Source organism: Pseudomonas sp. Bc-h, from assembly GCF_002080045.1.
Classification (GTDB): domain Bacteria; phylum Pseudomonadota; class Gammaproteobacteria; order Pseudomonadales; family Pseudomonadaceae; genus Aquipseudomonas.
The window spans coordinates 178,827-191,474 of sequence record NZ_MUIN01000013.1; the positions used below are offsets into that span (position 1 = coordinate 178,827).

Genomic DNA, 12,648 nt, shown 5'->3' on the forward strand with positions numbered 1-12,648 from the left:
GTCCTCTCAAATCAGGCTGGTGGCAATGTGCTCCTTTTCGCCAGCTTAAGGATGATTTCTGGCATCTACCTAACCGGCGCGCGAGGGACATCCATGCAAAACAATCCTGTCACTACCACGCTACTCCACGCGATTCTGAAGAATCAGCACGCTATCGCCGACGCGCTGGCGACGCTTGCTGACTGGGCGCAAGTGCTCGAAATGCATGACGGGGTCTGCGTTGCCGATTCCGTTCGTCAGTCGCTGCGGGTGGTCGACGACAGCCGCGGGATCATCGGCCAGTGCATCAGCGAACTCATGAGGGATGCAAGGCATTGATGGCGGCGCTACCGCCATCGACAGCCAGAGGCTCAAGATTGCTCGATCGCCTCGGCCACACCCTGATCTTCGCCCAGGAACCCGCCACTCTGATGCTGCCACAGCCGCGCATAGGTGCCGTTTTTCGCCAGCAGTTCGGCGTGGGTGCCTTGCTCGATGATGCGTCCGTCATCCATGACGATGAGCCGGTCCATCGCCGCGATGGTGGACAGGCGATGGGCGATGGCGATGACAGTCTTGCCCTTCATCATTTCGTCGAGGCTTTCCTGGATCGCCACTTCGACTTCCGAGTCCAGGGCGCTGGTGGCTTCGTCAAGGAGCAGAATCGGTGCGTTCTTGAGCATGACCCGGGCAATCGCGATACGCTGACGCTGGCCGCCCGACAGCTTGATGCCACGCTCGCCGACCAGGGTGTCATACCCGCTATGACCTTGTCGGTCGCTCAACTGATTGATGAAACCGTCGGCCTGGGCGCTGGCCGCGGCGCTGCGGATTTGCGCGTCGGTGGCATCGGGACGGCCATAGGCGATGTTGTCGCGAATGGAGCGGTGCAGCAGGGAAGTGTCCTGCGTGACCATGCCGATGGCGCTGCGCAGGCTGTCCTGAGTGACACCGGCGATGTTCTGACCGTCGATGCGGATCTCGCCGCCGTCCACGTCATAGAAGCGAAGCAGCAGATTGATCAGCGTGGACTTGCCCGCGCCGGAACGGCCCACCAGACCGATTTTTTCGCCCGGGCGGATGGACAGGCTCAAGCCGTTGAGCACCTGGCGTTCGCCGTTATAGTTGAAGTTCACGTTGTCGAAAGCGACTGCGCCGCCGGTGGTCACCAGCACTTTTGCATCAGGCGCATCCTGCACCTTCGGGCCCCGAGTCAGGGTCGCCATGCCATCCTGAACGGTGCCGATGTTCTCGAACAGCGAGGTCATCTGCCACATGATCCAGTGGGACATGCCATTGATCCGCAACGCCATCGCGGTAATCGCCGCGACCGCACCGGCGCCGACCTCTCCCTGATGCCACAGCCACAGCGCGTAACCGCCTGCGGCCATGATCAATGCCACCACCAGGGCCTGGTTGACGATCTCGAACTGGCTGACCAGACGCATCTGGCGAAAACCGGTCTGCTTGAAATCTTCCATCGCCGCCCGTGCGAAGTGCGCTTCGCGTTTGGAGTGAGAAAACAGCTTCACCGTGGTGATGTTGGTGTAGGCGTCCGAGATACGCCCGGTCATCGATGATCGCGCGTTGGCCTGTTCCTGCCCGACTTTCCCCAGCCGGGGCACGAAGTACCACATGGCCAGGCCGAACAGCGCGACCCAGGCCACGAACGGCAGCATCAGCTTCAGGGCGAAGCCGCCCGCCAGCGCGATGATCGCGATGAAATATACGCCGATGCCAGGGACGATTTCGATCAGGGTGAACAGCACCTCGCGCACCGCCAGTGCGGTTTGCATCACCTTGGTGGTGACCCGGCCGGAGAATTCGTCCGAGAAGAACGAAAGGCTTTGCCGCAGCATCAGGCGATGGAAGTCCCAACGCAATCGCAGCGGCAGGTTGATGGCCAGAATCTGGTGCTGGACCATCGTGCGCAGCGCCACCAGGCCCACGCTGGTCAGCAGCACGATGCCGATGCCCCACAGTACGCGGCTTTCCTGCGCGGCGGCTTCACCACCGGCTTTCCAGGTCGAGAGCAGGTCCACCACCTGGCCGAGAAAGGAAAACAGCCAGGCTTCGTAGATCGAGACCCCGGCACTCAGCAGCGCGAATGCAAGAATGTATCCGCGCGCGCCCCGGGTGCAGGCCCACAGAAATTTCGCCAGGCCTTCAGGCGGCGGGGGAATCTCATCCGGCGGAAAAGGGTCAAGCCATCGTTCAAACGCGCGAAGCATAAGGGTCTCCAAAGGGATCAAGTGAACGCGATTCTGCCATTGGAAACCTGGGTCAGAAACGATTATTCAGTTCAAGACTTGAGAGCCCCTGGCTGAAAACGTTCAACTTTTACCGAACCCCGGTCCTGGGCTTCACGGCCTTCAGGCGCACGATGGCCAGGTTGTGCAGGAACTGCCGCACCGCATCGTGATGCTCGGCACTCAGGTGATAGCAGTCCAGAAGGCCGAGCAGATACCCCTCGGCCATCCCGTGATAGCGCGAGACGCTCTCCCGGGTATCGCTGGTACGAAGCTTGGCAATCAGATCGTCGACCCGCGCCCGGTGCTCGCTGGAGAACCAGCCGTCCTGAGGCGCGGATCCGGCTTCATCTACATGTTGTCTGTCCAACTTCACTCCCCCGATACGCGAACCGGCTGTCGCGCCATCATGCCAAAGATCTGCCCGTTGCGGGAAACGGCGGCACGTCGGGGTGGTGGTCGTCGTCCGTGACCAGGGTTCAGGAATTTACAGCGACCACTTCAGCGAGAACATCACGTTGCGCGGATCGCCGTAGACGCCGCTGCCAGTGGCAGTCGGGATGCCTTGCCAATACTTTTCGTCGAAGACGTTGTTGAGATTGACCCGCGCATCCCAATGCTCGTCGAAGCGGTAGCCGGCCATCAGCCCGACGACTGCGTAGGCGTCCTGAACCGAGTGCCCGTTGCCGACCCGGTTGTAGGTCTCGCTCTGGGCCAGGACGTCGGCACCGACGCGCATTTTGTTCAGATCGCCCGGCAGGTGGTACGTGGTCGCCGCCTTGAACAGGTGCTTGGGCTGGTTCGGTGCGAAGAGGTTGCCTTTCTCGAAGGTCCGGTCCTTGACGTACTGACTCAGCACCAGGGTATAGGCTGCGGTGAACTGCCAGTCCGGGGTCAGCGCACCGGTGACCTCGGCGTCGATGCCTCGGCTGCGCACTTCACCGGCGGCTTCGTAGCAGGTGCGGTTCTGTTGCTGGCAGGTCGGGGGTTGATCGGGAATCGCATAGGCGCGGTTTTCCTGAGTCATGTCGAACAACGCCAACGACGCATTGAGTCCCCCATCCAGGTATTCGCCCTTGAGGCCGATTTCGTAACTTTCGCCGGTCATCGGGTCGAGAATGCCGCCGCCCACATCCTGCTGATTCTGCGGTTTGAAAATCTCGGTGTAGCTGGCGTAGGCCGAGTAGGTTTCGTTCAGGTCGTAGACCACACCGGCATACGGCGTGACTTCCTGAGTGACCTTGTAGTCGCCGGTGTTGGCGGAGCGGTTCTTGTAGTCGTACCAGCTGATCCGGCTGCCGACGATGATGTGCAGCGGGTCGATCGGATTGAAGCGCGCTGCCGCGTACACGCCATCCTCGGTGGCGGTGTTCTTGCTCTCGTAGCCGGTGCGGGTGGAGATGTCAGGCTTGGGAATACTGTGCGGATTGAAGTCGTAGATGTTGATCGGCGTCGATCCGTAATAGCCGCCGGTCTGATCGAATTTCTCTTCTCGGCGACTGACGCCGAACATCAGGTCGTGCTCACGGCCAAACAGCTGGAAGGGGCCGGAGAGCGAGCCGTCGAGGTTGGTCTGCACGTCAGTGGTGTCGTACTGCCCGGAGGCCTGGCCGAAGCCGGTGGCGCCTGAGGTCGCCATGTAGCTGGAAAACATGTCGGACTCGGCCCAGATCCGTGCGGCCGCGAGCTTGGCGCTCCAGCCGTTGTCGAAACGGTGGGTCAGGTCGGTGAAGACGCTGATGTTGTCCCGGTCCCAGTACGCCCAGTCGTTACTCAAAAACGTGGAGCGGGGCAGGTGCAGATTTTCGCCATTGCGACCGGCAGGCAGGCTGCCCCAATCGGAGGTTGCATCGTCGCGCTGCTTCGAAGCGCCGAGGGTCCAGGTGGTGGAATCGTTGAGATCGGCCTCGAGCACGCCATAAAACGTCTGGCGTTGCTTGTCGCGTTCATCGACGAAGCTGTTGCCTTTCTCGTACGCCGTCACCACCCGGCCGCGCAGGGTGCCGGACTCATTGAGCTTGTTGGAGGCATCGACTTCGGTCCGGTAACGGTCCCAACTGCCGGCGCTGGTGGTGACGCTCACCTGGGGGGTGGCGGTAGGGCGTTTGCGCACCAGGTTCAGGGTCGCTGAAGGGCTGCCTGCGCCGGTCATGAGTCCCGTGGCGCCGCGCACCACCTCGACGCGGTCATACATGGCCAGATCAGCGCCTGAGATAGTGTCCAGCGTGAAGTTGCTGACGATGGTCGGCAGGCCGTCGTACATCAGGTTGTCGATGGTGAAGCCTCGCGCCAGAAACTGTTGGCGGTCGGAGCCGAACTTGCGCAGCGTGATGCCCGGCGCGTATTTCACGACATCGTTGAGATCGTTCATGCCCTGATCGTCGATCCGCTGGCGGGTGATCACGCTCACCGATTGCGGGGTTTCGCGAATCGATAGCGGCAGTTTGGTGGCCGTGCTCATGCTGCCGGTGGTGTACGAGCCGCTGCCTTCGGTGGTGGCCAGCCCCGCGACGCTGCTGGTCTGCGAATCAATGTTGATGTCGCCCAGGGTCATGGTGCCGTCGCCCGCCGCCAGTGGCGGCCGAATAACCCGAGCGCTGTTGCCCTGCACCTGAGCACTCAAGCCACTGCCCGCGAGCAAATGAGTGAGGGCCTGACCCGGTTCCAGGCTGCCATTGATCGCTGGCGCCTGCTTGCCGGTCACCTGTGCGGCGTCGTAGGCGATGTGCATGCCGGTGGCCTGGCTCAGTTGAGTCAAGGAAGCGGACAGGTCCTGCGCAGGCAGATTCAGGTATACGGGGGCAGCCAGGACAACGCTCGGCAAACCGATTGCCAAAAGGCCGGTCAGCGAGCACAGAGACGGACGAAACATCATGCAATTCCTAAGGCGAGGCGCGTTTACAGCGATGGCAAGATGGGATGTCGCGACGGTGAAAGCTCTAGATCAAGGCTTGTAACCGTGCGGCGCGGCGATCCTAACAATTTAGTTACAATCGAGTAAACGCAAATCATTACCGAATGGTACTGAGGTGCAGTCGTGTTTTGTTTCCAAGTGTTGCGCGCGCCGTGTGAGGCGGTGCTGCTTCTCACACGCCCGTGATCGTTTAAGATGGCTGGCCTTCCGACCAACGAGATTCGCCATGAGCTCAACGCCCGGCGCTCAAGCACTGCGCCTGAACAATTACAAGACGATTGCCGACAGCATGGCGACGCTGTTGTTTCCGCACGCGGAGGTCATCCTGCATGACCTCGCCAGCCAGACCGTCGTGCACATCGCCAATAACATTTCCAAGCGCAAGATCGGCGATGACTCAGCCTTGGAGGACAGTGCCGGTGACCTGACCACCCAACTGAGCATCGGCCCGTACGAAAAGCTCAACTGGGATGGTCAGAAGGTCCGCTCGATCACCAGCATCCTGCTGGACGACAAGGGCAGGCCGGAAGTCGCGCTGTGCATCAACCTCAACTATTCGGTTCTGGAGCAGGCGCGCGATGCACTGAATCTGTTCTTTCAGGCCAGCCGCATGGTCGCTCAGCCCGAAGCGCTGTTTCGTGATGACTGGCAGGAGCGCATCAACACGTTTTTGCATGCCTGGCTGCAGGAGCGTCATCTGGGGTTGAACAGTCTGGGGCGCGACGACAAGCGCAACCTGATCGAGGCGCTTTACCACGAAGGCGCCTTCGAAGGGCGCAGCGCCTATGACTACATCGCCAACGTCCTGAACATGGGGCGAGCGACGGTGTACAAGTACGTGAAGGCGTTTCGAGAGGGGTGATCTTCAGCGAGTTCTGTTGCGGTCAGGAGCGGGATGCCGGGCCTCGAGTGCGAGTACTTGCGTGGCGAACCAAAGAACGATGAGCGCCCCGACGAATGCCGGGACGCCGATTGAAACGGCATTAAAGCGATTGAAAGGGGGCGTCAGGCGGCCGCGCAGGACTCCAGCGCGCAGCGGGATATCTGTGCATCCTGTACGGCGACACCGGTCAGATCCACGACGGTGATCTGTTCGTCATTGCTGCGCCCAATCACGTCGCCCGCCAGCACCTGGCCCAGCTCCAGCAATTGCGACGGGTCGATCAGGCCGGCCTTGAGCGCGTGGGAAATCTCGCCGTACTGGCTGCATTGACTGATCGAGTCGACGACGATGACGTCAGCTCGGCCGACCAGCGCAGGGTCGAGTTCCTGCTTGCCCAATGTGTCGGCACCGACGGCGGTGATGTGGGTGCCCGGACGAATCCATTCGCTGCGCAGCAACGCTTCGCGAGACGGGGTCGTGCTGACGATCAGGTTGGCCTTGAGCGCGACTTGCTGAGCGTCCAGGGTGGTTTCCACGGTGAAACCCAAGGCCTCGGCGAACTGTCGATAGCTGTCCAGCTCGCTCTGCCGACGGCCCCAGACGATGACGTTGCGGCAGGCGGTCACGACCCTCAACTGTTCCAGCTGCATTCTGGCTTGCATGCCACTACCGACGATGCCGATGGCCTGCACCCGGGAGGGTGCCAGCGCGCGGGCGGCGATCTGGCCGGCGAGGGCGGTGCGGATGCAGGTCAGCCAGCCGCCGTCCTGCAACAACGCCAGCGGCTGGCCGTTTTGCGCAGACATGACCAACATCAAGCCGTCGTTGCTCTCCAGGCCCTTGGCCGGGTTGTCGTAGAAACCGGTGGAAATCTTCACCGTGAACGTCGCCTCGCCCTCGACCCACGCCGATTTCACGCAACAGTCCCCATTGGCCTCAGGGAAGACGAAGTTCTGCACCGGGGGTACCTTCACCTTGCCTTGGGAAAATGCGATGAATCCTTCAGCCACGCGTTCTGCGGCTTGCGTCAGGTCGAGGGCGCTGATGATCTGCTGCTGGTTGTAGACGTTCACTGAACCGCTCCGATGAATTTCTCGAGAAGGATGTTGCGACCGCACAGAACCACGGCGATGCGCTTGCCCTGGTAGTCGGCGGCCAGCTTCAGCGCCCCGGCCAGGGCCACGCCTGCCGCGCCTTCGATGATCCAGCGCTCGAAGCGCGCCACTGCCTGCATCGCCTCACGGATTTCCTGCTCGGTGACCAGAACGGTGCGGTCGATGACGCGCTGACACAGCGGGAACGTGATGCTCCCCGGTTCGATACCGCCCGCCGTACCGTCGGAGAGGGTGTCTTGCTCGTCCATTTCGATGATTTCGCCTGCGGCCAGCGAGCGTTCCATGGTCGGCGCATTGGCCGGCCAGCAACCGATGATTTCGACGTCGGGATTCAAATGCTTGAGCGCAGTGCCGATCCCGGAAATCATGCCGCCGCCACCGACCGCGACGAACACGGCGTCGACATTCGGCAACTGCTCATGAATTTCCACGCCGATGGTGCCTTGGCCCGCGATGATCTGCAGGTCGTTGTAGGGCGAGACGAACAGCTTGCCCTGCGACTGCGCCTGACGCGCGGCTTGGAGTTCGACGCTCAAAGGGTCGGTGTCGAGGGTCACGACTTCGGCACCCAGCGCGCGGATCGCATCCAGCTTCAACGTCGAGGCGGTGGTGGTCGCATACACGGTGACCGGTACGCCAGCTGCCTTGCCCGCCAGTGCAACGCCCTGGCCATGATTGCCTGACGAGGCCGTGATCACCCCTTGTTGACGTTGCGCGTCGTTGAGCAGGCGTACTTTGTTGCTGGCGCCGCGAAACTTGAACGAGCCGGTGTGTTGCAGGTGTTCGCATTTCAAGTACAGCTCGCAGCCGCTCAACGCCGACAGTCGTGGGCTATGGGACAGCGGTGTCACCGATACGCCAGGTCGCAAGGCTTGATGGGCTTGCTGTATGTCGGCAAAAAGAGCGGCAAAGGTATGGTTATCGATAGGCATGGAAAGTCCCGGTTGAAGGAGGCTGATCAGAAATGCTGTAGCAGTTGGCCGGGCTGGCGATGGGGCAAGGGTGTTTTGCCGGCCAGCAGGGCGACGCGCTTGCCAGGGTGTGTTGTACGACTCATCAACGAGTTGGCCACCGGCAGGGGGCTCCACAAAGACGATGCCGATATTCATGCACCCCGCGAGGTCTATGGAGCGCTACATGGTGCGTGCTGACAGGCATGATAAAGACCGGTCGTATGTGGAATAAGCGTCTACAGTAGACGTAATATCTACGACCTGCAATCGCAAATTCCACAAGTACGGGCGATGCACTGCCTTGCTCAATACTGCCGTGCTGGATATTGAACGGGTTGGTCTATGACGGCGGCCGGGACAAGGTTGTGAACGTGGCGCGTCAAACGACCTGAATCTGCGTCAGTCCCACCCGGTCTGCCTGTTCCAGTATGTCGTCAGGCGTTGCATCGGCATTGGGCATCATCAGGCTGTTTTCGCCATCGCCGTAATGCAGCTGGAGCAGGTGCATCGCTGCTTCATGGGTGGGCAGCTGTAGCTGCTCCAGTTCGAAAGAATGGCTGCGGGGTTCGTCGTTGAACAGGTAGTTGATGGTGTAGGTCTGCATGGGTGATCCTCGAGAAGAGTGGAGTGGGACTGATTATCCTGACCATACAGTCAGCTTTTGGTTCGCGTCCCGTTACCGTCACATGCATCGAATACCGTCGAACCACTGCGCTGAACTTCCGCTCGTTGCTGAATTCCTTATTCGTACAGGCTTCAAAAGGTGGCCCCGAACGGCGGGAAAAGCGATGAGCAAGAATATCGGCGCGCAGGACCTGAATATTCATTTGGGCGAAGGCGATGAACAGGCCTTGTTCAAATGGTTGATCGCCAGCTTCCTGATGGGCAAACGAATACGCTCACAAATAGCTGTCGACGCCTACAAGGTCATCATCGAAAAGCATCGGCGCGATACACCGCGCAAGTTGGGCGCCTGCACCCATGGGCAACTGGTGAAAATGCTCGGCGAGGGCGGTTATGCCCGTTACGACGAGTCCACCGCCGAGCGCCTGCTGAAACTCAGCAAGAAGCTGACTGATGATTACGCCGGCAAGGTCACGAACATTCGCGAAGCCAGCGAAGACCGGGCGGATTTTGAGAAGCGCCTTGAAGCCTTCGACGGCATCGGCCCGAAGACTGTCGAAATCTTCATGCGTGACGCGCAAGACGTGCTGTTTTGAACAGCTCACCTGTGTTTGTCGGGTGCGCCGGTTGGAAACTCGGGCGCGAGTACTGGCCGCAATTCGAAGCTCAGGGCACTCATCTTGAGCGTTACGCCGGCAGGCTCAACGCCGTTGAGATCAACAGCTCGTTCTACCGTTCTCATCTTCCGGGCACCTACAGGAAATGGGCGTCATCGGTGGGCCCGGACTTCCGTTTCTCGGTGAAGATCCCCAAGTCGATCACTCATGAACATCGATTGAAAAACTGTGTCGGGCTGCTCGACATCTTTCTCTCGGAGTGCTGCGAGCTGGGTGATCGGCTTGGCTGTCTGCTGGTTCAGCTCCCGCCCTCGCTGGCATTTGATGCAAAGGTCGCGGGCCAGTTCTTTGAAACGCTCAGGGCTCGCTACTCAGGCTATGTGGTCATCGAACCGCGTCATCAGTCTTGGGTCGAGGCTCAGCCGTTATTGGTCGAGCATCACATTGCCCAGGCAGTCGTGGACCCGAGCCGCCTTGGAAACGACGCCACACCCGGTGGCTGGCAGGGCCTGCGATACTGGCGCTTGCATGGATGGCCGCGGATTTATTACAGCGCCTATTCGCACGAATGGCTGGAAGACAAAGCGCGAGAAATCCAGAGAGGCATGGGTGACGGTTCGCCGGTCTGGTGCATTTTCGATAACACCGCGCAAGACGCCGCATTGGGCAATGCGTTGTCCATGAGCCGGCTGCTGCATTGCGCGCCGACCGCTGTTTAGCAGGATCTCCCGACAGCGTGGGGGCTCAGGCGTCAGCCCCCACCGGTTTTTCGCAAGACGAGTTCAAACATCCATATTGCTGCTCGAGACGGTTGTCGATGGCTTCGAATTTTTGAAGTCATCCACGACATCTTTGCCGATGTCCGAGACCGCTTCCCACGTTTGATCCATCGTGGTTTTCGCTTTGTTCGCCAACTTGTCGCGGGTCTGGCCAAACAGCTTGTCTTCCTGACGGGTCGTGGGGAGGGCAGCACCAATGGCCGCGCCGAATGCGATGCCAATGGCCGCCAACGCCAACGGTTGTTCCTTGAGCATGTACTCGACAGTCCCCTGCAGATTGCGCCCTTGGCGCAGCAACGCATCCTGCGCACGATCGGAGGTCGCCTTCAGGGTGTCTCCAGCGTCCGATGTGCCAGCGGTAGCGCGCTGTTTGGCGTCACCCATCTTTTCGCTGGCACTGTCTGCCAGATGGCTGGCCTTTTCTCCCAGATCATGTGCCGATTGGCGCAGATGATCCTTGGCACCGGTCAGGGAATCGCTGACCGTTTCGGCGGCACCGCTCAGCTTCTCGCCCAGTTGACTGAACATCGAAGGCCCGGCGCTGTGCGGCCGCTGATTCTGGCCCAGCATCAGCCAGGTAACGCCAACGGTGGCGAGAATGACCGGCACCGGGTTGTTCTTGATCGACGTCCCCAGATTGTCGAAAAACTCACCGCCATTGTTCCGGGTAAACGCCAATGCCTGGTCAAAGAGTTGTCCCGGCGATAGCTTGTTTTCCAGCGCATCGACGATGTTCTCGATGTTCGCCCGACGTGCATCGATATCCCGCTCCAGCGTATCCGGGCTCCTTGGAATGTCGACGTCAGGAATGGCGTCGGTTTCGAACTGCTCTTTGGTTGCAAAACTGCTTTCAGTGCTCATGAGACTTTCCTCTGAATGGCGTCTTTATCCTTGTGCAGGGAATGCATCGTGCGTTCAGGCGCAAGCTGGGACGGTTCAAGTTGTTTCTTGCCGGATAGCACCATTACGAAGCCGACAATCATCGCAACCGCTCCGACAATCAGCGCGGCCAGCCAAAGGGATACGTACAGTGCAAGTCCATACACGGCGGCCATCAGCACAATTACCAGCCCGGCGAGCATGAACACCACGCCGCCTGCAACCGCGGCCGTGGCGGCTTTGGCGGTCTCGATGGACGTGCGGATTTCAGCCTTCGCCAGCGCCAGTTCTTCGCCGATCAGGGCCGGTACTTCGTGGGCAAGTTGACGTACGAGCCCGAGCACAGAAGGGTCGCTCTCGGGGCTGCTACGGGGCGGAATGTCTGGGTTGATAGCCATCACAGCTCTCCTTTGATGACGGGCTTGTCGGTTGAACCCGAGTCGGGCGTGACGGGGGATGAAGCGTCAGGTTTCGGCTCGACGAAGCTGCCCATCTCGGCACCGGATTGCTGGATTCCTGACTCGCCATTGCTGTCGGCAGGTGGTGGCGCAGAAGTACTCCAGCCCGGAGGAACGGACTGGCTGCGCACCACATCGTCCTCGTGCGGAGGACGAACGGCCAGCTCCTCGTCGGCGGCAATCCTGGGGTCGAACTCGTCGGTCTCGGAGCCGGCTTTGCCCCCAGCGGGATCGCGGGAGGAGGGCTGGGCGAGATCCGGAGCGCTGGCACGCATGAAACGCGACAGGCCGAACCCCAGGGCAATGCTGCCCGTCAGAAACAACGCCGGGTTGTCTCTGGCAAGACGTCCCACTTGTTGCAGCAGTTCATCGGCGCTTTTGCCACGCAGACTTCCGGCAAAGCTGCCCAGACCGTCTGCCACATCGGTGATGTAGTGAGAAAGCCCAAGGGTGTCGTTGTCTTGCAGCTGTTCGGCAGCCGACGTTGCACTCCGGGCCAGGTTCTGGATCTCGTCGGCCGCACGTTCGCGATACTCATCCAGATGGTCCGAGCCTTGTTCCCGGGCAGTGTCGAACAGGGCCTTGGCATCATCCTGCAAGTTGTGAAGGGCGTCATTGGGGGGCACGGAACGCTGCTGTGCGTCAGCGCCTGCCTCGTTCATGGTGGGCATCTTGGTCACCTTCCTTTAATTGAAAAGAGATGAACACCGCGACTATCGATTCAAGGCAGTACGCATCTCGCACGGCAGGAAATCTGCACGCTGTAGAAGGTTGAGGGATCAGGGGAATCGGTAGTTCTGAGGGAGAGACAGACGGCAACCCTGAATTCAAAAGACATGAAAACCAAGGTCGGTTGAGTGGACATTTCAAGGGCCCACATTCGCCTGAGTGGCGAGACATGAAGCGGCGTCCACTCCTGGGATTCGTGAGTGGACGCCCTGTTACTGATCCGGATTTGTCACTAGCCCTTGCTGTGCTCGTTAGAGGTAGGGGGTTCTGCAACGCCGCGGGGCCCGGCGATGCCCCAGATGACCAGACCTATGACCGGGAGCACCAGAATCAACACCGCCCAGCCGACCTTCGTGCCGGACGATTTGGTTGTATGCCAGACGTTCGCGATGACCCAGAAGTCGACCAACAGCACGATCACGGCCAGCGCCGCCCAGAAAAATGACACTTCCATCACACACCTCCATTG

At 60.4% G+C, this 12,648-nt stretch carries 14 protein-coding genes; 4 read left to right on the forward strand and 10 right to left on the reverse strand.

All coding sequences use genetic code 11. From position 1 onward, the window contains the following. Positions 1–93 precede the first annotated feature (93 nt). The gene (locus tag BWR59_RS26060) at positions 94–318 is read left to right on the forward strand and encodes a hypothetical protein (protein WP_143490947.1); all 225 of its coding nucleotides are present in this window, start codon (positions 94–96) and stop codon (positions 316–318) included. Between the two features lie 32 nt (positions 319–350). Here BWR59_RS26060 and BWR59_RS26065 read toward each other — a convergent pair whose 3' ends face one another. From BWR59_RS26065 to BWR59_RS26075, 3 genes are all read right to left on the reverse strand, one after another. Further along, positions 351–2,210, reverse strand: coding sequence for an ABC transporter ATP-binding protein (locus tag BWR59_RS26065; RefSeq protein WP_081568563.1), 1,860 nt, complete (start codon positions 2,208–2,210; stop codon positions 351–353). 109 nt (positions 2,211–2,319) lie between these two features. Then, positions 2,320–2,598 (reverse strand): hypothetical protein, encoded by a 279-nt coding sequence (locus BWR59_RS26070; RefSeq protein WP_143490948.1) that lies wholly within the window; start codon positions 2,596–2,598, stop codon positions 2,320–2,322. Positions 2,599–2,715: 117 nt separating this feature from the next. Then, positions 2,716–5,100, reverse strand: a complete 2,385-nt coding sequence (locus BWR59_RS26075) for a TonB-dependent siderophore receptor (protein ID WP_081568565.1) — start codon at positions 5,098–5,100, stop codon at positions 2,716–2,718. Between the two features lie 268 nt (positions 5,101–5,368). Here BWR59_RS26075 and BWR59_RS26080 point away from each other — a divergent pair, with 268 nt between their 5' ends. Continuing rightward, complete coding sequence (locus tag BWR59_RS26080) at positions 5,369–6,004, forward strand: PAS domain-containing protein (protein WP_081568566.1); 636 nt, start codon at positions 5,369–5,371, stop codon at positions 6,002–6,004. A gap of 143 nt (positions 6,005–6,147) precedes the next feature. Here the strand turns inward: BWR59_RS26080 and BWR59_RS26085 are convergent, their stop codons facing one another. The 3 genes from BWR59_RS26085 to BWR59_RS26095 all read right to left on the reverse strand — a co-directional run bounded on the left by BWR59_RS26085 (position 6,148) and on the right by BWR59_RS26095 (position 8,697). Further along, positions 6,148–7,098: an ornithine cyclodeaminase family protein gene (locus BWR59_RS26085; RefSeq protein ID WP_081568567.1), complete on the reverse strand. Its 951-nt coding sequence runs from the start codon at positions 7,096–7,098 to the stop codon at positions 6,148–6,150. Next, positions 7,095–8,072, reverse strand: a complete 978-nt coding sequence (locus BWR59_RS26090; protein WP_081568568.1) for a threonine/serine dehydratase — start codon at positions 8,070–8,072, stop codon at positions 7,095–7,097. Before BWR59_RS26090 ends, BWR59_RS26085 begins: the two co-directional genes overlap by 4 nt. 400 nt (positions 8,073–8,472) lie before the next feature. Beyond that, positions 8,473–8,697, reverse strand: a complete 225-nt coding sequence (locus BWR59_RS26095; RefSeq protein WP_081568569.1) for a hypothetical protein — start codon at positions 8,695–8,697, stop codon at positions 8,473–8,475. Positions 8,698–8,881: 184 nt separating this feature from the next. Between BWR59_RS26095 and BWR59_RS26100 the strand changes: the two genes are divergently transcribed. Both BWR59_RS26100 and BWR59_RS26105 read left to right on the forward strand, forming a co-directional pair. Further along, complete coding sequence (locus BWR59_RS26100) at positions 8,882–9,313, forward strand: DNA methylase (RefSeq protein ID WP_081568570.1); 432 nt, start codon at positions 8,882–8,884, stop codon at positions 9,311–9,313. Then, positions 9,310–10,053: a DUF72 domain-containing protein gene (locus BWR59_RS26105; protein ID WP_230982090.1), complete on the forward strand. Its 744-nt coding sequence runs from the start codon at positions 9,310–9,312 to the stop codon at positions 10,051–10,053. Before BWR59_RS26100 ends, BWR59_RS26105 begins: the two co-directional genes overlap by 4 nt. Before the next feature lie 63 nt (positions 10,054–10,116). Here BWR59_RS26105 and BWR59_RS26110 read toward each other — a convergent pair whose 3' ends face one another. The 4 genes from BWR59_RS26110 to BWR59_RS26125 form a co-directional block, all read right to left on the reverse strand. Beyond that, positions 10,117–10,974: a DUF3618 domain-containing protein gene (locus tag BWR59_RS26110; RefSeq protein ID WP_081568571.1), complete on the reverse strand. Its 858-nt coding sequence runs from the start codon at positions 10,972–10,974 to the stop codon at positions 10,117–10,119. Next, positions 10,971–11,390, reverse strand: coding sequence for a phage holin family protein (locus BWR59_RS26115; protein WP_081568572.1), 420 nt, complete (start codon positions 11,388–11,390; stop codon positions 10,971–10,973). Before BWR59_RS26115 ends, BWR59_RS26110 begins: the two co-directional genes overlap by 4 nt. Then, entirely contained in the window at positions 11,390–12,121 is a 732-nt protein-coding gene (locus BWR59_RS26120; protein ID WP_081568573.1) for a hypothetical protein, read from the reverse strand. The genes BWR59_RS26115 and BWR59_RS26120 overlap by 1 nt, the downstream gene beginning before the upstream one ends. 290 nt (positions 12,122–12,411) lie before the next feature. Then, positions 12,412–12,633, reverse strand: coding sequence for a PLD nuclease N-terminal domain-containing protein (locus BWR59_RS26125; RefSeq protein WP_081568574.1), 222 nt, complete (start codon positions 12,631–12,633; stop codon positions 12,412–12,414). Between the last annotated feature and the right edge of the window lie 15 nt (positions 12,634–12,648).

Coding starts and splice junctions, on each gene's coding strand:
- BWR59_RS26100 (WP_081568570.1), top strand. CDS start 8,882: ATGAGCAAGAATATCGGCGCGCAGGACCTGAATATTCATTTGGGCGAA.
- BWR59_RS26090 (WP_081568568.1), bottom strand. CDS start 8,072: ATGCCTATCGATAACCATACCTTTGCCGCTCTTTTTGCCGACATACAG.
- BWR59_RS26095 (WP_081568569.1), bottom strand. CDS start 8,697: ATGCAGACCTACACCATCAACTACCTGTTCAACGACGAACCCCGCAGC.
- BWR59_RS26060 (WP_143490947.1), top strand. CDS start 94: ATGCAAAACAATCCTGTCACTACCACGCTACTCCACGCGATTCTGAAG.
- BWR59_RS26125 (WP_081568574.1), bottom strand. CDS start 12,633: ATGGAAGTGTCATTTTTCTGGGCGGCGCTGGCCGTGATCGTGCTGTTG.
- BWR59_RS26120 (WP_081568573.1), bottom strand. CDS start 12,121: ATGCCCACCATGAACGAGGCAGGCGCTGACGCACAGCAGCGTTCCGTG.
- BWR59_RS26110 (WP_081568571.1), bottom strand. CDS start 10,974: ATGAGCACTGAAAGCAGTTTTGCAACCAAAGAGCAGTTCGAAACCGAC.
- BWR59_RS26115 (WP_081568572.1), bottom strand. CDS start 11,390: ATGGCTATCAACCCAGACATTCCGCCCCGTAGCAGCCCCGAGAGCGAC.
- BWR59_RS26075 (WP_081568565.1), bottom strand. CDS start 5,100: ATGTTTCGTCCGTCTCTGTGCTCGCTGACCGGCCTTTTGGCAATCGGT.
- BWR59_RS26080 (WP_081568566.1), top strand. CDS start 5,369: ATGAGCTCAACGCCCGGCGCTCAAGCACTGCGCCTGAACAATTACAAG.
- BWR59_RS26065 (WP_081568563.1), bottom strand. CDS start 2,210: ATGCTTCGCGCGTTTGAACGATGGCTTGACCCTTTTCCGCCGGATGAG.